The 20,059-nt window shown below is 73.1% G+C and carries 10 protein-coding genes, 1 tRNA gene and 1 pseudogene; 1 reads left to right on the top strand and 11 read right to left on the bottom strand.

The window, feature by feature from the left end:
* Positions 1-29 precede the first annotated feature (29 nt).
* The 3 genes from ACWDEN_RS34120 to ACWDEN_RS34110 form a co-directional block, all read right to left on the bottom strand.
* Positions 30-3,278 carry an AfsR/SARP family transcriptional regulator gene (locus ACWDEN_RS34120; RefSeq protein WP_351611223.1) on the bottom strand — a complete coding sequence of 1,083 codons (3,249 nt, stop codon included), beginning with the start codon at positions 3,276-3,278 and terminating at the stop codon, positions 30-32.
* A 1,004-nt stretch (positions 3,279-4,282) separates the two neighbouring features.
* Positions 4,283-5,176: a glycosyltransferase family 2 protein gene (locus ACWDEN_RS34115; protein ID WP_351611220.1), complete on the bottom strand. Its 894-nt coding sequence runs from the start codon at positions 5,174-5,176 to the stop codon at positions 4,283-4,285.
* 682 nt (positions 5,177-5,858) lie between these two features.
* Entirely contained in the window at positions 5,859-6,569 is a 711-nt protein-coding gene (locus ACWDEN_RS34110; protein ID WP_450861738.1) for a 2-phosphosulfolactate phosphatase, read from the bottom strand.
* Positions 6,570-6,695: 126 nt separating this feature from the next.
* On the opposite strand from ACWDEN_RS34110, the pseudogene ACWDEN_RS34105 reads away from it, so the two are divergent.
* Positions 6,696-6,983 (top strand): annotated as a pseudogene (locus ACWDEN_RS34105) (tyrosine-type recombinase/integrase); the annotation flags it as partial.
* Positions 6,984-6,996: 13 nt separating this feature from the next.
* Here ACWDEN_RS34105 and ACWDEN_RS34100 read toward each other — a convergent pair.
* The 8 genes from ACWDEN_RS34100 to ACWDEN_RS34065 form a co-directional block, all read right to left on the bottom strand.
* Positions 6,997-7,073: transfer RNA gene (locus ACWDEN_RS34100), tRNA-Thr, on the bottom strand.
* A 108-nt stretch (positions 7,074-7,181) separates the two neighbouring features.
* A complete protein-coding gene (locus tag ACWDEN_RS34095; RefSeq protein ID WP_351611214.1) occupies positions 7,182-8,786 on the bottom strand; it encodes an alpha/beta hydrolase in 1,605 nt (534 codons plus the stop codon).
* Between the two features lie 140 nt (positions 8,787-8,926).
* A complete protein-coding gene (locus ACWDEN_RS34090; protein ID WP_351611211.1) occupies positions 8,927-10,132 on the bottom strand; it encodes a DNA polymerase III subunit delta' in 1,206 nt (401 codons plus the stop codon).
* Between the two features lie 176 nt (positions 10,133-10,308).
* Entirely contained in the window at positions 10,309-13,581 is a 3,273-nt protein-coding gene (gene tmk, locus ACWDEN_RS34085) for a dTMP kinase (protein ID WP_351611208.1), read from the bottom strand.
* A gap of 147 nt (positions 13,582-13,728) precedes the next feature.
* Positions 13,729-16,584, bottom strand: coding sequence for a type I DNA topoisomerase (gene topA, locus ACWDEN_RS34080; RefSeq protein ID WP_450861736.1), 2,856 nt, complete (start codon positions 16,582-16,584; stop codon positions 13,729-13,731).
* Between the two features lie 268 nt (positions 16,585-16,852).
* Complete coding sequence (locus ACWDEN_RS34075; RefSeq protein ID WP_351611202.1) at positions 16,853-17,050, bottom strand: hypothetical protein; 198 nt, start codon at positions 17,048-17,050, stop codon at positions 16,853-16,855.
* 455 nt (positions 17,051-17,505) lie between these two features.
* Positions 17,506-19,026 carry a DUF7059 domain-containing protein gene (locus tag ACWDEN_RS34070; protein WP_450861735.1) on the bottom strand — a complete coding sequence of 507 codons (1,521 nt, stop codon included), beginning with the start codon at positions 19,024-19,026 and terminating at the stop codon, positions 17,506-17,508.
* A gap of 154 nt (positions 19,027-19,180) precedes the next feature.
* Positions 19,181-19,810: a small secreted protein gene (locus ACWDEN_RS34065; RefSeq protein WP_351611196.1), complete on the bottom strand. Its 630-nt coding sequence runs from the start codon at positions 19,808-19,810 to the stop codon at positions 19,181-19,183.
* Positions 19,811-20,059: the final 249 nt, after the last annotated feature.

Here is a 20,059-nt window from a genome sequence, read left to right as displayed (position 1 = left end):
TCGTCCAGGGCTGCTCCCGACTCCTTCGGTCACTCCGCGAGAAGCTCCCGCAGCTCCGACACGACCGCCTGCTCGTCGGTGCCGTCCAGCGCCGCGAGCGCCGCGCGCCAGGCGTCGTACGCCTCCGCCGCCCGCCCGCGCGCGCTCAGCAGCAGCCCGTGCTGGTGCCGGGCGAGGCCGCCCATGTAGCGGTCGGCGCGGGCGTCGGCCCGGCGCAGCAGCTCGGCGCACTCGCGGCCCGCCCGTCCGGTCTCCCCCAGCTGCCGCAGCGCGCGGACCAGGCCGAGCCGGGTCTGGGACTCGCCGTGCCAGTCGCCGTGGCCGCCGAGGATGCGCAGGCTCTCCTCGAAGTGCTCCGCCGCGGCGGCCGGTTCGCCGAGGGTGAGATGGGCGTAGCCGATGTTGCAGTGTGCCGAGTGCTGCACGATGACCGCGCCGATCGCGTCACCGATCGCCAGCGAGCGCCGGTGCTGCTCGATCGCGGCACGCGGGTCGGTGTGCTCGTAGAGGTTGCCGAGATGGCTGTGGGTGACGGCCTCTCCGTAGGGGTCGTTCAGCCGGCGCGAGTACGCGAGGCTCTGCCGCAGCGCCTCCCCGGACTCCTCGAACCGCCCGAGCCCCTCCAGCAGCAGGCCCCGGTTGTTCAGGGAGCGCCGGATCCTGGAGACGGCACCGAGCCGCCGCCAGATCTCCAGGGACTGGTCGGTGAGGGCGAGGGCGTCCTTCTGGCGGCCGGTCAGGAAGTGCAGGGCCGCCAGGTCGCCGAGGGCGTACGCCTCGGCCGCCGCGTCCCCGAGCCGCCGCGCCGCCCCGAGCGCGGCCCGCCCCAGCACCTCCATCTCGGCGACCAGGCCGCCGCGCTGGACGTAGGGGAAGAGCAGCCGTGCGAGCGTCGAGAGGTGCGCGGCCCGGCGCGGTTCGGACGTGCCCGCGTTGCGTGACACCAGGGCGACGACGTTCTCCAGCTCCACCTCGCCCCAGCCGAAGGCCTGCTCGGCGGACTCGAAGGACGCCAGCGCGGCCACGTCGGCCGCGTGCTCCGGCGGCTGCGCCGAGGTGGGCCGGCGCCGGTCCTCCTGGTCGATCCCGGGTTCCACGATCGCCTCCAGCAGCCGTTCGGCCACGGCGGCGTACCAGCGCAGGGCAACCAGGTCGGGGACGGGAGCGGCGGCGAGGCCACTCCGGGGAGCGGCCTCCTGCCGCGGACCAGGGCGCTGCTCGGCCTCCGAGTCCCTGTCCGTCTCCGGAAGGGCGCTCGGCGCCCCCGTGCCGGGGTCCTTCCCCGTGTCCGTCAGTTCGCGGGCGAAGTCGCGGACCAGGTCGTGCGGGGCGTAGCGGCCGTAGGCGGTCTCCTCCAGGAGGGCGACGTCGACCAGGCGGTCCAGGGCTGCCTCGGCGCGCCGCGCGTCGGTGCCGGTGAGGCGGGCGATCAGCGGGGCGCCGTAGGTCGGCAGGTCCAGCGCGCCGATGCGGCGCAGCGCGAGAGCCGCGTCCCGGTCCGCCTCGCGTTCGGCTGCGGCGAGCGCGTCGTGGGCGACGGCCAGGGAACGCCGGACGCTCAGGTCGTCGTACTCGAGATGGCGCAAGCGCCCACCGGTCTCGGCCAGTTGGCCCGCCAGCACATCCGGGGTGAGGGCGCGGCGGGCGGCGAGCCGGGCGGCCACGACGCGCAGCGCCAGCGGAAGCCGGCCGGTCAGCTCGACCAGCGGGTGACCGGCGTGCAGCCCCTCGCGTCCGCTCACCGCGCGCAGCAGTGCCGCGCTGTCCTCGCCGGTCAGCGGGGCGAGCGGGAAACGACGGGCGCCGTCGAGGGCGGTCAGCGGCGAACGGCTGGTGACGATCACCGCGCAGCCGGGCCCGGCCGGCAGCAGGGGTCGTACCTGGGCGGCGTTCGCCGCGTCGTCCAGCACCAGCAGGACGCGGGCGGGGGCGAGCAGCGAGCGGAGCAACGCGGCTGCCGCGTCCGGGTGTTCGGGGATGCTGCGGGGCTCGGCGCCCAGGTCCCGGAGCAGCGCGGCCAGCGCCTGGGCGGAGCCGAGCGGGGCCATGCCGGGGGTGGCACCGTGCAGGTTGACGTACAGCTGCCCATCGGTGAAACGTTCCCGCAGCTCATGCGCGACGGCCAGCGCGAGCGCGCTCTTGCCGACGCCCGCCATGCCGCTGATCACGGCGACGGCCGGAGCCGGGGCGGGCGGCTCGGTGAGCGCGCGCCGCAGTTCACGGCGGGCGTCGATGCGACCGGTGAAATGGGCCGGCGGCGGCGGGAGTTGGGCGGGACGCGGGGTCGGCCGGGTGCCCGGTGCGAGACCGTCCTCGTCCGGGGCCGGCGTTTCGGCCTCCTCCTCGGCGGCGCCCTCCAATCGGCCACCGCCCGCAGGCTGTTGGCGGTGGTCGCCCTCCGCGCCCCGCCGACGACCGTCGCGCTCCCCCTCGGCGCCCTGCCGTTCCTCGCCACTCCCCCGCAACACCTCGACATGGGCCTCGCGGACCGCCGGGCCGGGTTCGATGCCGAGTTCCTCGATGAGGCGGGCACGCAGATCACGGTGGACGGCGAGGGCCTCGGCCTGACGGCCGGTACGGTGCAGGGCGAGCATGAGCTGACGGTGGTACGCCTCGCGCAGCGGATACTCGGCGACCAGCGCCGCGAGCTCCGGGACGATCCCGGCCAACCGTGCGCCGCCCAGGGCGAGTCCGGCGTCGTAGCGCCACTCCAGCAGGAGCAGCCGGGCCTCCTCCAGGCGCTGCACCAGGGCATAACCGCCGAGATCGGCGGGGAGCCCGCTGAGCGGGGTGCCGCGCCAGAGTGCGAGTGCGGCCGTGCAGGCCCGTACGACGCCGGGCCAGTCCCGCCGGGCATGCGCGGCACGCGCCGCGGCGACCCGGGCGTCGAAGACGTGCACGTCCAACTCGCCCTGATCGACGCGCAGCAGGTATCCCGGCGGTACGGCCCTGAGCCGGTCCGGGTCGTCCAGGAGCCGGCGCAGCCGGGTGACGTGATTGTGCAGGGACGCCTGCGCGGAGACGGGCGGCGCCCCGCCCCACAGGGCGTCCTTGAGCGACTCCACCGACACGACCCGGCCCGGCTCCAGCAGCAGAGCGGCCAGCAGCGTACGCACCTTGGGGCTGCCGATGGCGCGGACGCCGTTGTCGGTATCGGTGCCGTCGTGAGGAGAGTTGCCCGGAAGGGCATCGGGGATGTCGTACGAGATCCCGAACGGCTGTCGGTCGTACAGGACCGGCGGTCCCAGCAGTCCGAACCGCAGCTCGCACCGCCGCATCACGCCGCTCCACTGTCTTCCTGCGCGGTCGGGGTCGACCGCGCTGCACCACGGGCCTCAGCCCGCCGCTCCCTGGCGGAATTCCGCCCTGTCCACAACGGTTTCCCGCCACCTCCTGCCGACGGGACCGGCCTCGGAACGGCCTGTCCGAGGGCCGGTTTCGGTTACTGTCGGCGAGTTCCGGCCAACGGGTCCGTCACCTGCCGACGAACCGTTGGCCACATGTTAGCGATCCGTTGGTGAATCCTGATGTGATCATTTCCATCGGATCTGGCCCGACGGCGCGCGCGTATGTCGCGTAACTCGGGGGAGTGTCGCCGTAGGCCGGGTCCGGGGACGCAAGGGGCCCCGGTCGGCGGAGGTGAACGCCCGGGGCCCCGTCCCGTTCCCTGCCCCAGCCCCGTCCCGCACCGGCCAGGCGATCAGCGGAGGCACCCGCGCCCCCAGATCCTCCGGACCCCCATCGGCACCACTGCCGAGACGCCCCACCAGGGTTGGCGACGAGGCCCCGCACATCGGCCCACCGGCGAAGGCGCCCCAGCCTCAGCCACCGACGAAAGCCGCGAGCGAGCCCCGTGCCCCTGCCGAAGGTCCCGGGCCCAGCCCCCGGCGATCGACGGAGGCCCCCGCGATCGACGGAGGCACCCGCCCCCCGGATCCTCCGGATCCCCATCGGCACCACTGCCGAGACGCCCCACCAGGGTTGGCGACGAGGGTCCGCGCGACAGGCGGCCGGCGAAAGCCCGGAGCTCCGTGTCCCTACCGAAGGCCGAGCCCCAGCCCACCGACGAAGGCCCGAGCCGGTTCCCTGCCGAAGGCCCAGCCACAGCCACCGGCGAGGCTCCGAGCCCAAGATCCATGCCAGGGATCCCGAGCCCAGCCCACCGACGAAGGCTCCTGGCCCCAGAACCCTGCCGAAGGCCCCGAGCCCAGCCCAGCGTCAAGGCCGCCGCGCCCCAGCGACAGCGGCCCCTCACCTCAACCCACCGCCGGGCGCCCCGCGCTCAGATCACCGGCGGACGTCCCAGCCGGGTGAGCCGCCACACCGTCCGCCAGCGCATGGGCCGGCGCTCGCCGGCCGGTTTCCGCAGTCCTTCCACGAAACCGCCGAACCACGCCTTCAGCCCCGCCGGGGACCGCGTGCGGGCGAGAGTGAGCAGCGTCCACACCCCGAGGTGTACGGGGATCAGCGGCAACGGCAGCCGGCGCCGGACGAGCCAGACGCGGTTGCGGGCGTTGACGCGGTAGTAGATGGCGTGCCGGGCCGGTGAGGTCTTGGGGTGCTGGAGCAGCAGTTCGGGGGCGTAGAGGATCTTCCAGCCGGCGTCGGCGGCGCGCCACGCGAGGTCGGTCTCCTCGTGCGCGAAGAAGAACTCGGCGGGCCAGTCCCCCGTCTCGGCCAGCATCGCCATGCGCAGGGCGTGCCCGCCGCCGAGGAAGCCGGTGACGTAACCCCCGTGCATCGGATCGGACTTGCCCACGCGGGGCACGTGCCGCTGCTGGGTCTCGCCGTGCTCGTCGGCGATGCGGAAGCCGACGATGCCGAGGCGCGGGTCGGCGGCGTACAGGTCCCGTACGCGCCGCAGGACGTCGGCGTCGACGAGCAGGCCGTCGTCGTCCAGTTCCACGACGACGTCGACGTCGCCGTACTCCCGCAGGCGGGCGAGGGCGACGTTCCGGCCGCCCGGGCAGCCGAGGTTCTCCTCCACGTCGATGGTGGTGACCTCGCCGGGCAGGGAGAGCCGGCGGGCGAACTCGGGCAGTCGGCAGCCGTTGCCGACGATCACGATGCGGGCGGGGGCGAGGTCCTGCTTGGCCACGGACTCCAGCAGGGCGTCGACCTCGGCGGGCCGGTTGCCCATGGTCACCACGGCTACGGCGATCCTCGGCTCCACCACGTCCCTCACCCCATCCGGCCGACGGCGGCACCGCGCCCTGACCGCTGGGTGCCCACCGTTCACCAAGATGTTGCCTCAGGTCTGCGGGTTCACCCGACCCCGATTCACTTTGCGGCCCCTTTGCTGGGGTTTTGTCCGGGCGTTGGTGAGTGGAGCCGGCGACGGGCAGTGATCCGTGATCATGCCCGGTCGGGCTTTGCCTGGCCGGAGACTTGTCGGCATCGCCGGCCTGACGCTCGGTCCGTCCACGATCTTCAAGGTCTCCAGGCCGACTGTCACGATCCGCCCTAGGATGTCAATGATGTAGCACGGGTCGTCGGACCAGTCGTTGGGGTCGCCGAGGGTTGCCGGCGCAGGTCCAGGCGGTGGTGTCGGTGCTGCCGTGCTCGGCGGCCTTCATGGCGGCCTTCCAGGCCCCTTCGTTCCTCTTCGGTGGTGCGGGAACCCGTACTGGGCCAGTTGGGCGTCGGAGGCGCCAGCCGTACCGGGCAGCAGCAGGCACGGGACGAGGGACAGCCTGGCAACGAACAGAAATGCCTTGGACGCTCCGCACCGGTGGGAATCTTCCGCACCATGACCAGCCAGACGGAATACAGCGCCGAGAAACGGATCAAACGGGCACGCAGGTCGGCGCCCTCTCACCCCCACCTCGCGTCGGCGCGAGGCGGGAACGGGTCGTCGATCACCGTGCGCGGTGTACGGCGGACACCGCATCTGGTCGAGTCCGGAACGGCCGCAGCACTGCCATCCCCTCCTCGAGCCCGACCTTCATGGCGAAGTCGAACCGGTCGACCTCCAGACACAACTTCACATCGGCGGGGTGAGCACCGCGGCGTCGCCCACGGCGCAGGTCGTCCGCGGCCGAGGAGGTGCGGGCGCGGTGCAGATAGGGGCCGGGGTCGAGACGCTCTCCGGTCAGGAGCCGGTCCAGGTACTCGGCACAGGCCAGGTCCTCGGTGGCACGGCCGTCCTCGCCGGTGGCCACGAACGTCACCGAGTCGGCTCCGGCATCCGCCAGGGCCCGGGCCGTCGGGCCGGCCACGACGAAACTGGCGCACAGCGCCAATTTCGCCTCGACAACCGCCAGGGCCCCGACCGTTCCCGCAGTGGTCTTCTGAATCACGGTGCGGCCGGTCAAATCGGCCTCCCGGATCAGGCCAGGGGAGTTGGCCAGGTCGAACCCGCTGACGGGCGCCCCGTCCTTGAGCGCAAGCCAGCCCGGGTGACGCCCCTTGATCGCCAGCGCCTCGTCCTCGTCGGCAGCCAGAACGATCTTGTCCGCCCCGCGGTGGAAAGCCCATGCGGCGGAGGTGAACGCTCGCATCACATCGATCACAACGGCCACCTGTTCGGTGCCGTCCACCTCTGGCGTTCCGACCACTCGCGAGTCCATGGGGGGATGGTCGCAGTCAACTGCGGTGTCCACAAACCGGGTTGACGATCGTTCGGCTGCTCGGCACCTGCGTGCGGCGACTACGTGGGCACGCGCTCAAGTATCGGGCGGGCCGCCCGGCGGGGGGATCTGTTCGAGCGGCTCGTCGCAGCCTCCGGCCTCCCGCCGATCCGGCTGCACGACCTCCGCCACGGCACCGCAACCCTCATGCTCGCGGCCGCCATCGACATCAAGATCGTGTCGGACACCCTCGGGCACAGCGATACCCCAATCACGCGGGACATCTACCAGAGCGTCCTCCCCCACGTCGGCAAGAGCGCCGCCGAAGCCACCGCGAAGCCGGTCCCGCTCCAGCGGAAGGCCGAGGCGGAGGCGGAGGAAGCAAGACAAAACCCCAGATCAGCGAATATCTGACCTGGGGTCCCAGTGGAGCCGCCTTCGGGATTCGAACCCGAGACCTACGCATTACGAGTGCGTTGCTCTGGCCATCTGAGCTAAGGCGGCGCGCCGTCCGCACTATGGTGCGATCGGCAACGTCGGTAAGTCTACACAGTTTCCGGGGGTGCTCCGACCACGCCCCGGAGGTGAGGAGTCCGGGGCGGGGCACAGTGGCTATGAGCAGCGCTTTCCCGTGGCCGGCGGGGGGCCGCCGAGCAGGTAGGTGTTGATCGCCGTGTCGATGCAGGTGCTGCCGCGGCCGTAGGCGGTGTGGCCGTCGCCGACGTACGTCAGGAGGCGGCCCGAGGAGAGCTGGTGGGCCAGGGACTGGGCCCAGTGGTAGGGGGTCGCGGGGTCGCGGGTGGTGCCGACGACCACGATCGGCGCCGCGCCCTTCGCCTCGATGCGATGCGGCTCACCCGTGGCCTTCACCGGCCAGTACGCGCAGTTCAGCGAGGCCCAGGCCAGGCCGTCGCCGAAGACCGGGGATGCCTTCTCGAAGGCGGGCAGCGCCTGCTCGACCTGCTCGGGGCCGGTGAAGGCCGACGGCAGGTCCAGGCAGTTCACGGCCGCGTTGGCCATCATCAGGTTGCTGTAGTGGCCGCCGGCGCCCCGTTCGTAGTACGTGTCGGAGAGCGCGAGCAGGCCCGCACCGTCGTTGTGCCTCATCGCCGAGGCCAGCGCCTCGCGCAGCTGCTCCCACGTGCCCTGGTCGTACATCGCCGCGATCACCCCGGTCGTGGCCAGCGCCTCGCCGAGCTTGCGGCCGTCCGCGTCGCCCGCCGGGATGGGGTGCGCGTCCAGCTTCCGGAAGAACGCCCTGAGGTGGTCGCCGACCTGAGCCGGCGTCGTGCCCCTGCTGCCGAGCGAGCAGTCGGAGTGCCGTACGCAGTCCGTCGCGAACGCCTGGAAGGCCGTCTCGAAGCCGGCCGTCTGGTCGAGGTTCATCTGCCGGGCGTCCAGGGACGGATCCATCGCGCCGTCCAGGACCATCCGGCCGACCCGGTGCGGGAACAGGCCCGCGTATGTCGCGCCGAGGAACGTCCCGTACGACGCCCCTACGTAGTTCAGTTTCGGATCACCCAGTGCCGCCCGCAGGATGTCCATGTCGCGCGCCGCCTCGACGGTGGACACGTGCCGCAGCAGCCGCGCCGAGTGCGCCCCGCAGCTCGCCGCGAACTTCGTGTCCGCCGCGACCAGCGCGTTCCGCTCCTGCTGGTCGTCGGGCGTCAGGTCCGTCTGCGTGTACGCGTCCATCTGGCGGCCGTCGAGGCACTCCACGGGCTCGCTGCCGGCCACGCCCCTCGGGTCCACCGCGACCATGTCGTAGCGGGCACGGACGTCGGCCGGGTAGCCGATGCCCGCGTAGGTCTGCAAGTAGTTCACCGCCGAGCCGCCGGGGCCGCCCGGGTTGACCAGCAGCGAACCGAGCGGCCTGCCCTTGCCGGTGGCGAGCTTGCGGGCCACGGCCAGCTTGACGTCGCCCGCACCGGGGTCGGCGTAGTCCAGCGGGGCCGTCATCGTCGCGCACTGGAAACCGGAGACCCCGCAGCCGTGCCAGCGCAGCCGCTGGGAGTAGTACGACGACAGCGCCGACGGCGTCGCACGCGGCAGCGCGGCCAGCACCGTGTCCGCCCCACCGCCCGCCGACGTGGTGGAGCTCCCGGAGGAGCAGGCGGACACGAGCAGGGCGGCGGCCGTGAACAGCGCGGCCGTGAGGCGAGCCGTCGTCCGGGGGCGGACGCCCGGGTTCCGGCGGAGGGATGGCCTGGTGTGCATCAGGCGAGCGTAACGCTGTGCGACGCCTCCGATGCGATGCGTGGGCATTGTGGCCTCGTACGAGGGACAACGGCGGCGGCTTCTTACCTGTGGCATCGTCGGTCGGCCTCCCGCTTCGGTGTTCAGCCCGCGAGCAGTGCTCAGCCCGCCCGCAGCGCCATCGTCATCGCCTCCACCGCCAGCAGCGGGGCCACGTTGCGGTCGAGGGCCTCGCGGCACGCGGCGATCGCCTCGATGCGGCGCAGGGTGGATTCCGGGGTGCTGCCGCGCGCAAGCCGCTCCAGGGCGTCCCCGGCGTCGCCGTTGGCGATCGCCACGCGGGAGCCGAGCTGGAGCGCGAGGACGTCGCGGTAGAAGGCGGTGAGGTCGCCGAGGGCGACGTCCAGGCTGTCGCGCTGCGTCCGGGTTCTGCGGCGCTTCTGCATGTCCTCGAGGTCCTTCATCACGCCCGCCGTGCCGCGCGGCAGCCGGCCGCCCTGGGCCGCGCCCAGGGCCGCCTTCAGCTCCTCGGTCTCCTTGCCGTCCATCTCCTCGGCGAGCTGCTTGGCGTCCTCGGCGGCCGCGTCGACCAGCTCCTGGGCGGCCTTGAGGCAGGCACCGACCTCGTCGAGGCGCAGGGGCAGCTTGAGGACGGCCGCGCGGCGCTCGCGGGCCGCCGGGTCGGTGGCCAGGCGCCGGGCGCGGTCGACATGACCCTGGGTGGCGCGGGCGGCGGCCGCGGCGACCTCGGGTTCGATGCCGTCGCGCCGTACGAGCGTGTCGGCGACCGCGTCCACGGACGGCGTGCGCAGGTTCAGGTGGCGGCAGCGGGAGCGGATCGTCGGCAGGACGTCCTCGATGGAGGGGGCGCACAGCAGCCAGACCGTGCGGGGGGCGGGCTCCTCCACCGCCTTGAGGACGGCGTTGGCCGACTTCTCGTTCAGCCGCTCGGCGTCCTCGACCAGGATGATCTGCCAGCGGCCGTTCGCCGGGGCGGTGAACGACTTGCGGACCGTGTCCCGCATGTCCCTCACCAGGATCTCGGAGCCGACGGCGGCCACCGTGGTGACGTCCGCATGGGTGCCGAGCAGCGCGGTGTGGCAGCCGTCGCAGAAGCCGCAGCCGGGGGTTCCGCCGAGGGCGCGGTCGGGGCTGACGCACTGCAGGGCCGCGGCGAAGGCCCTGGCCGCCTGGTTCCGGCCCGCTCCGGGCGGGCCCGTGAACAGCCAGGCGTGCGTCATCTTCGACGCCTCGGGCAGCGGCTCGTCGGCCGCGGCGGCCGTGACGAGGGCGTCGGCGTCCCGCGCGGCCGCGTCGAGCACCGCGCTCACCTTCTCCTGCCCGACGAGGTCGTCCCATACGGTCATGGGTCACGCCGCCCTTCCGTCACTCTCCGCGTACTGGAGTCCATTGTGCGGGTGGGCACTGACAACGCGGTCCGCGTGCGCCTCGACGGCCGGTGGGAACGGCGAGGGCGGCACCGGTCGGTGTACGACCCGCGCCGCCCCTGTACTTACTTCGCCGCACCCGGCGGTACCGGCCGTCAGCCGCGCCGGCCCTGGCCGCGTCCCCTGCGGTCCTGCTCCTCGTCGTGGTCGCCGTGCTCCCGCTCGTCGTACGACCCCAGCAGTTCGTCCGCCAGCGACGGCAGGTCGTCCAGCGGGGTCTCCTCGGCCCAGTCGGGACGCGGCCGGCGACGCAGGGTGCCGTCGGCGTCGATCTGCGGCATCTCGCGCGTACGGTCCTCGGAGCCGTCGGGGCCCGCGGCGGGCCGCTCGTCCCGGAAGAAGCCGGACGGCATCCGGTCCGCCGGGTCGTCACCCCGTACGGGCGGCAGTACGGCCGTCTCGTCGGCCGCACCCGGAACGGGCGGCAGCACCGCCGTCTCGTCCGCCGCGCCCGGCACCTGGGGCAGCACCGCCGTCTCGTCGGCCGCGCCCGGGGCCGCCGGAGGCTGCGGCAGTTCTGCGGTCACCTCGGCGTCCGGGTGGGGGACGTCGGAGGCGGCGGCGTCCCGGGCGTGCTCGGCGGAGCCGCCCCGCTCCTCGCGCACCGGACGCAGCACCGTCGTCTCGTCCGTGCCCGCCCCGCGCGTGCCCGGCTCGCCCTGATCGGGCGACACCACCGGGGTGGGAACCGTCACCGCGTCCGGGACCGGGCCCGGCGCGGCCGGCAGGGGCGTGCCGGACCGGCGGGCCGCCGTGTCGGCCGCCGCCGCTGCCTCGGCCGCCTGCCGACGGGCCTCCTCGGCTCGCAGCAGCGCCTCCTCGGCCTTGCGCTGCTTCTCCAGACGGCGCGCCTCCTCTTCCGCACGCAGCCGGGCCTCCTCCTCGGCCTGCCTGCGGCGCCGCTCCTCCTCGGCCCTGCGGCGAGCCTCCTCCTCGGCGCGGGCCTTCTCCTCGGCGAGGAGGCGCTGCCGCTCCTCCTCAGCGCGCCGGGCGGCCTCCGCCGCCCGCTGCCGGGCCTCCTCGGCCTGCCGTTCGGCCTCGCGGCGCTGCGCCTCCTCCAGCTCGCGGCGCTTGCGCTCCTCCTCCTCGGCGCGCAGCCGGGCCAGCTCCTCCTGGCGCTCGCGCTCCAGGCGCTCCTCCTCGGCCTTGCGCGCGGCCTCTTCCTCGGCCTTGCGGCGGGCCTCCTCCTCGGCCTTCCTCCGCGCCTCCTCCTGTGCCTGGATCTCGGCCTCGGACAGGGGGAGCACGGTGTCGAGCCGGTGCCGGATCACCGTGGTGACCGCCTCGGGCTCCTGACCGGCGTCCACGACCAGGTAGCGGCCGGGATCGGCGGCGGCCAGCGTGAGGAAACCGGACCGCACGCGCGCGTGGAACTCCGCCGGCTCCGACTCCAGCCGGTCCGGCGCCTCGGTGAACCGCTCGCGGGCGGTCTCCGGGGAGACGTCCAGCAGGACGGTGAGGTGCGGGACGAGCCCGTTGGTCGCCCAGCGGTTGATGCGGGCGATCTCGGTCGGGGACAGATCGCGGCCGGCGCCCTGGTAGGCGACGGACGAGTCGATGTAGCGGTCGGAGATGACCACCGCGCCGCGCTCCAGGGCGGGCCGTACGACGGTGTCGACGTGCTCGGCCCGGTCGGCGGCGTACAGCAGCGCCTCCGCGCGGTGCGACAGGCCCGCCGAGGACACGTCCAGCAGGATCGAGCGCAGCCGCTTGCCGACGGGCGTGGCCCCCGGCTCGCGGGTGAGCACGACCTCGTGGCCCTTGGCCCGGATCCACTCGGCGAGGGCCTCGGCCTGGGTGGACTTGCCAGCGCCGTCGCCGCCCTCCAGGGCGATGAAGAAGCCGCCCGCCGCCGGTGCCTCGACCGGGTCGTCGCCGCCGAGCAGCGCGTCCTTGAGGTCCTGGCGCAGCGGGATGCCGGAGCGGTCGTCGACCTTGGCGAGCACCAGGGCCGCGACCGGCAGCAGCAGCGCGCCGACCAGCATCAGCGTGAAGGAGGCGCCGCCGTGCGCGAAGACGAACTTGCCGTTCTCCAGCCGGTGCCGGCCGATGAGCCCGGCGACCACGGGCGCGATCAGGGCTCCGAGCGCTATGAAGACCCGGACGACCGCGTGCAGGTGCCCGGTGACGCGCGACCGGCGGTAGTCCTCGGTCTCCTGGTCGAGCAGGGCGTGCCCGGTGTTCGCGGCCACGCCCGCGGTGACGCCGGCCAGCGTGACGATCAGCAGCACCGTGGTGACGTCCGGGACCAGCCCGGCGGCCAGCAGGGCGATGCCGGTGAAGGCGATCGCGAGGGCGAGCAGCCGGCGGCGCGAGAGCGAGGGCAGCAGCGCGGGCGCCGTACGGATGCCGACGGCGACACCGCCGGTCAGGCCCAGCACCAGCAGGCCGTACAGGACCGGGCCACCGCCCAGGTCGGTGGCGTGCAGCACGCACACCGAGACGGCCGCCGCGATGGCCCCGGCCACGGCTGCGCAGGCCGGGACGAGCAGCGGGATCGCGCCCGTACGGCCCTTGTCGACACCGGTGCCGGTGCGCGGGCGGCGCAGGCCCTCCAGCGGGGAGCGTGCGCGGGGGGTGCGGACCTCGGGCAGCTCCAGGAAGGTCAGCACGGACAGGGAGGCGGCGAACAGGCCGGCCGCCACATACGAGGCGAGGGCCGCGTGATGCTGGTCGAACCAGGCCACGCCGGTGCCCAGCAGGTTGTTGAGCAGGCCGGCCACGACCAGCGCGGCGGCCGCCAGCGGCACGGCCAGGAAGCTGGTGCGCAGCGAGAGGCGGCGCAGGGCGTCCATGTGGTCGGGCAGCGGCCGTACGGTGGCGCCCTCCGGGGGCGGGCCGGGCAGCAGGGCCGGTGCCGCGCTCTCCCGGCACACCGTCCACAGGCGCTCGGCGACGCCGGTGACGAAGGCGGTGACCAGCAGGACGGCCAGCGCGTTGTCCGGGGTCCAGTCGATCCACAGGGGCGCGACGATCAGCAGCGCGGCGCGCACGCCGTCGGCGCCGACCATGGTCCAGCGGCGGTCGAGCGGGCCCTCCTGGGCGGTGAGCGTGGTCAGCGGGCCGAGGAGGACCGCGCCGAACAGCAGGGCGGCGAGGACGCGCGCGGCGAAGACCATCGCCACTGCGAACGCCACACCCCGGTATCCACCGCCGAACGCGCCCTGGACGATCGCCGCCTGGAGGGCGAGGACGACCAGGACGAGGAGGGCGAGGGTGTCGCCGACACCGCTCACCAGCTGTGCGCTCCACAGGCGCCTCAGCTGCGGTCGGCGCAGCAGGGAACGGACGGCGCGCTCGCGGGAGTCCGCGACCAGGGCGTCGTCCGGGGCTGTGGTGGGGGCCGTTGGCTGCTCGGCTCGCGTCATGCGTTCAGCCTATCGGCAGCCACCGACACCACACCCCGCCTCTCCTGGCATGGGCACGCCCCGACATCAAAGTGATGCCGGGGCGTTCGCATAGCGAAGCCGAGGAGGCGCCGGCGGCGGCCCGCCGGCGGCGGCCCGCCGGAGGCGTCAGTCCTCCGCGCCGGACGACGTGGCCTTGGAAGCGGTCGCCTTCTTGGCGGTCGTCTTCTTCGCCGTGGTCTTCTTCGCGGCCGCGGTCGTCTTCTTCGCCGCCGTCTTCTTGGCGGCGGTCTTCTTCGCCGGGGCCGCCTTCTTGGCCGGGGCCTTCTTCGCGGTCTTCTTGGCGGGCGCCTTCGCACGCTTCTCGGCGAGCAGCTCGAAGCCGCGCTCCGGGGTGATCGTCTCGACGCTGTCGCCGGAGCGCAGGGTCGCGTTGGTCTCGCCGTCGGTGACGTACGGACCGAAGCGGCCGTCCTTGACCACGACCGGCTTGCCGGAGACCGGGTCGGCGCCCAGCTCCTTCAGCGGCGGCTTGGCGGCAGCCCGGCCACGCTGCTTGGGCTGGGCGTAGATCGCCAGCGCCTCCTCCAGCGTGATCGTGAAGAGCTGGTCCTCGGACTGCAGCGAGCGCGAGTCCGTGCCCTTCTTCAGGTACGGCCCGTAGCGGCCGTTCTGCGCGGTGATCTCCTGGCCCTCGGCGTCGGTGCCGACGACACGCGGTAGCGACATCAGCTTCAGCGCGTCGTCGAGCGTGACCGTGTCGAGCGACATCGACTTGAAGAGCGAGGCCGTGCGCGGCTTGACCGCGTTCTTGCCGGTCTTCGGGGTGCCCTCGGGGAGGATCTCCGTGACGTAGGGGCCGTACCGGCCGGCCTTGGCGACGATCTGGTGGCCCGTGGCCGGGTCGGTGCCCAGCTCGAAGTCGCCGCTGGGCTTGGCCAGCAGCTCCTCGGCCAGCTCGACGGACAGCTCGTCCGGCGCCAGGTCGTCCGGGACGTCCGCGCGCTGGTGCTGCTCGGTGTCCTTCTCGCCGCGCTCGATGTACGGGCCGTAGCGGCCGACGCGGAGCACGATGTCGTTGCCCACCGGGAACGACGACACCTCGCGCGCGTCGATCGCGCCCAGGTCGGTCACCAGCTCCTTGAGACCGCCGAGGTGGTCCCCGTCGCCGTTGCCCGCATCGGCCGCGGTGCCGTGGCCGCCCGCGGCGGCGCCGCTGTCAGAGAGGGTCTCGCCGAAGTAGAACCGCTTCAGCCACGGCACGGCCTTGGCCTCGCCGGCCGCGATGCGGTCGAGGTCGTCCTCCATCTTGGCGGTGAAACCGTAGTCGACGAGCCGCCCGAAGTGCTTCTCCAGGAGGTTCACCACAGCGAAGGACAGGAAGGACGGCACCAGGGCCGTGCCCTTCTTGAAGACGTACCCGCGGTCGAGGATGGTGCCGATGATCGACGCGTACGTCGACGGGCGGCCGATCTCGCGCTCTTCCAGCTCCTTGACCAGGGAGGCCTCGGTGTAGCGGGCCGGGGGCTTGGTGGCGTGGCCGTCGACCGTGATCTCCTCGGCGGACAGCGCGTCACCCTCGGCGACCTGCGGCAGCCGGCGCTCGCGGTCGTCCAGCTCGGCGTTCGGGTCGTCGGCACCCTCGACGTAGGCCTTCAGGAAGCCGTGGAAGGTGATCGTCTTGCCGGAGGCGCTGAACTCGACGTCCCGGCCGTCGGCGGCGGTGCCGCCGATCTTCACGGTCACGGAGTTACCGGTCGCGTCCTTCATCTGGGAGGCGACGGTCCGCTTCCAGATCAGCTCGTAGAGCTTGAACTGGTCGCCGGTCAGGCCGGTCTCGGCGGGAGTGCGGAAACGATCACCCGAGGGGCGGATCGCCTCGTGGGCCTCCTGCGCGTTCTTGACCTTGGCGGCGTAGGTACGCGGCTGCGGGGGCAGGTAGTCGGCGCCGTACAGCTGCGTGACCTGGGCGCGGGCGGCCGCGATCGCGGTGTCGCTCAGCGTCGTGGAGTCCGTACGCATGTACGTGATGTAGCCGTTCTCGTACAGCTTCTGCGCGACCTGCATGGTGGCCTTCGCGCCGAAGCCGAGCTTGCGGCTGGCCTCCTGCTGCAGCGTCGTCGTACGGAACGGGGCGTACGGCGAGCGGCGGTACGGCTTGGACTCGACGGAGCGCACGGAGAAGCGGGTGTTCTCCAGTGCGGCGGCCAGGGCCCGGGCGGTCGCCTCGTCGAGGTGGAGGGTGTTCTCGCCCTTGAGCTGTCCCAGGGAGTCGAAGTCGCGGCCCTGCGCGATCCGCCTGCCGTCGACGGTCTGCAGGCGGGCGACCAGCGACGACGGGTCCGACGGATCGCCCGCGCGGCCGGTCGCGAAGGTGCCCGTCAGGTCCCAGTACTCGGCGGAACGGAAAGCGATGCGCTCACGTTCCCGCTCGACGACGAGACGGGTGGCGACGGACTGGACACGGCCGGCGGACAGCCGGGGCATGACCTTCTTCCACAGGACCGGCGAGACCTCGTAGCCGTAGAGGCGGTCGAGGATGCGGCGGGTCTCCTGGGCGTCGACCAGCTTCTGGTTGAGCTGGCGCGGGTTGGCGACGGCCTCGCGGATCGCGTCCTTGGTGATCTCGTGGAAGACCATCCGCTTGACCGGGATCTTCGGCTTGAGGACCTCCTGGAGGTGCCAGGCGATCGCCTCGCCCTCCCGGTCCTCATCGGTGGCGAGGAAGAGCTCGTCGGAGTCCTTCAGCAGGTCCTTGAGCTTCTTGACCTGTGCCTTCTTGTCGGCGTTGATCACATAGATCGGCTGGAAGTCATGGTCGACGTCCACACCGAGGCGGCGGACCTCGCCGGTGTACTTCTCGGGCACCTCCGCGGCGCCGTTGGGGAGGTCGCGGATGTGCCCGACGCTCGCTTCGACGACGTAGCCGGGGCCGAGGTAGCCCTTGATCGTCTTCGCCTTGGCAGGCGACTCGACGATGACGAGTCGGCGGCCGCCCTGTGCGGTCTCGCTGGTCGGGGACAACTTCGCTCTTCTCTCCGGTCGACGCTGGGGCCTCCCCAGGCCTTTGGTCCCGGGGTCGCGGCGTACTGCTGGCACGTGTGACGCTGCGGAGTGTGACGGTACATCCCGCCCCCGTGTCAAACGGGAAAAGCCCACAACGGCCACTCGAACGGTAACCCGACTACCGCCATTCCTGCCGCCCGGACTACCGAGTACCCACTCGAGGCATGTCCGGAGCGTGACGCTCCCCTTACTCCTGCGCCACTCCTTCCCAGCGCACCTGCCGACGTCAGAGGCGGGTCAGGCAGTAGACGCCGAGGGCCAGCGCGACCGTCCCGGCCACGCTCGCAAGGGCCGCCGATGCGACCTGGTTCACACCGTGGGCGACCGGCTCACGGCGCCTGAGGCGGGTGCCGGTCCAGGCGAGCAGGGCGCCTCCGAACAGGGCGAACACCATTCCCGCGAAGATCGCCGGCCCGCTCTCCATCCCCCACCCACCTCTTCCGTGCCGTCCGGCTCCGCCCGCGCCGGGACACTGGCACGCGCGGGAGGCGGACAGGAGACGGCCGGGCAACATCGGGGTGAACGAGAAGTCGACGTGACATCGAACACACGGTCGAACAGGGCGTGGGCGGCCGCCACGCCCATATTTTTCCGGCCGTTTTCCCGGCATCGGCGCGTCACGGCACCCGCCGCCGGTCGGCACCGGGCCGCACACCGGTCCGTGCCCTCGGCATACGACGATGATCCGGACGCGGCCCACCGGGGCAACGGGGGACGGCTACGACCCCACCGGTACCGGGCATACCTCAGGCGACCCAAGCCGCCCTGGCCCACGGCACGCCGGACCGGCCGCCGTACCCCTGTCTGTGCCGGACCGGCCGCGGTACCCCGCCGCGCGCCGGACCGGCCGCCGTAGCCCCGCCGCCGTGCCCGGTCGGCTCAGTGCGCCGGGTCGAGGAAGCCCTGCTCCACCAGCAGGCGGATCTGCGCGGGCGTCCGGTCCCGGAGCACCACCGGGTCCTCGTCCATGAGCTGGGCGATGGCGTCCAGGATGCGGCCCGCGCTCAGCGTGCCGTCGCAGACGCCCGCGAACCCGGCGCCGACCGTGTCCACCTTCGTGGCCCGGCGCATCCCGCGGTGCTGGCGCAGCACCACATGCTCCGGGTCCTCGGCACCGGGCAGCCCGACCTGCTCCTGGACCACCTCCGCGGCGAGCTTGAAGTGGCTGTCGAGGAGCGCCGCGTCGTCGTGCTCCCGGAGATAGTCGAGGCGCTCGAAGTGCGCCCGGATCGTGTCCCCGAGGGGCTGCTCGACCGGGTGTGGCCACTCCTCCACCGTGACGACGGGCTCGGCGGAACCCGTCCGGCGCAGAGTGATCCAGCCGAAGCCGACCGCCCTGACCTTGCGCGCCTCGAACTCGTCGAGCCAGGCGTCGTACCGCGCCTGGTACTGCGCCGCGTCCCCGCGGTGGTCACCGGCGTCCCTCAGCCACAGCTCGGCGTACTGCGTGACGTCCTGTACCTCGCGCTGCACGATCCAGGCATCGCACCCGCGCGGCACCCACGACCTGAGTCTGTCCTGCCAGTCCTCCCCCGCTACGTGCTGCCAGTTGGCGAGGAACTGCGCGAACCCGCCCTCGTTCAGCCGTTCCCCCGCCTGCTGAACGAGCGAGCGGCACAGATCGTCCCCGCCCATGCCACCGTCCCGGTACGTGAGGCGAGCGCCGGGCGAGATGACGAAGGGCGGGTTGGAGACGATCAGGTCGAAGGTCTCGTCGTCCCGGACCGGTTCGAACAGCGAACCCTCGCGCAGGTCGGCGGAGGGGGCGGCGGAGAGCGCGAGCGTGAGCGCGGTGATGTGCAGGGCGCGCGGGTTGAGGTCGGTGGCCGTCACGCGCGTGGCGTGCTGGGCGGCGTGCAGCGCCTGGATGCCGGAGCCGGTGCCGAGGTCCAGGGCGGACGCCACCGGCGTACGGACGGTGATGCCGGCGAGGGTCGTGGAGGCACCGCCGACGCCGAGTACGACGCCCTCGTCGCGCTGCCCGATCCCGCCGGCTCCGCCGACCGCGCAGCCCAGGTCGGAGACGATGAACCAGTCCTCGCCCCCGGGACCGCCGTAGGGCCGTACGTCCACGGTGGCGGCCACCTCGTCGCCGCCCACGCGCGTGAGCCACCCGGCCTCCAGCGCCTCCTCGGCCGGCAGAACGGCCGCCACGCGCGCGTGCGGCACCGGCTGCTGGAGCAGGAAGAGCCGTACGAGCGTCTCCAGCGGCGTGTCGCCACGGGTCGCCCTCAGCGCGGGCACGGTCTCGCTGCGGGCCAGCGCCGCGTACGCGGGGGCGCCGAGCAGGTCCAGCAGCCCGTCGGCGGTGAAGGAGGCGGCCAGCAGCGCGTCACGCAGGCGCGCGGCGATGTCGGGCCGGTCGGAAGCGGGCAGGGAAGCGGGTCCGGAGTCAGTCACGCCCCCCATTGTGGCCCGCGGCACGTTCCGTAGGCGGCCTCAGCACGCCTCACCGGTACGGCCCCGGCCGGGCCCGCCGACCGGGCGCCGTAAGCACTGCCCGTCAGTCCTCGGCCGTCACCGGCGGTCGGCGGTCCGCCGTACAAGCGACCGGTCAGCCCGCCGACGGCGAGGACGAGGAGGAAGCCGTGGCCGCGACCTTCTTGCAGCTGGCCTGCTGGGCGATGGCGTTCTTGACATCGCCCTGCTGGAGCTTCTCCAGCGCGTCGGTGCCGCTCTTGTGCTGCTTCTCCAGGTCCGTCATCTGCACCGCGATGTCGTGCAGACCCGAGGCGAACTTGGCCTGGTCCTTGGTGTTCAGCGCGTCGACCTGCTTCTTCAGGCCGGCGTAGGAGGCGGAGAGCCCGTTGAAGCTCTTCACGACGCCCTGGAGCCGCTCGGCGCCGTCCTGGACACCGGGAGGCGCGCCCGCGCTGCTGACGGCGGTGGCGATCGCCTTGTAGCCGTCGGCCATGTCCTGGAAGGCCTGCGAGTCCGTCTTCTGGAGGGTCTCGGGCTTTGCGGTGTCGGCGGCCGTCGTGCTGATCGCCGCGTTCGCCGCCTTGATCTTCGCGTCCTGCGCGGGCACCGCGTCGCACACCGACTTGGCCCAGGCGACCAGCTTGGGGTCGGGGCCCTTGTCACCGCCGCCGCTGCTGGTGCATCCCGACAGCGCCGCCACCAGTACCGCACCGCCGGACAGTGCGGCCGCGAGCTTCTTGTTCACCGGATTGGTCCCTTCCATGGCTCTCGGCCCACGGACCCTACACGGCGGACCCACACCTTCCGCACCCCGAACGCTCCCTAAGGCGCCCTTTGTGACTCTTCGCACCATGAGAGAGAAGACTCACCACGTGGCCGAGCCCACAAGCGGACCGGCAGACGCCCACGGATGCCCCGCACACGACCCCGCACAGACGGCAGCGGGGGGGGGGGGGGGGGGGGCGGCGCCCCCCCCCCCCCCCCCCGGGGGGGGGGGGGGGGCGGGGGAGAG

The organism is Streptomyces sp. NPDC001153 (assembly GCF_053598315.1).
The sequence above is the reverse complement of the archived record's forward strand: the minus strand, read 5'-3'. Positions and strand labels throughout refer to the sequence as shown.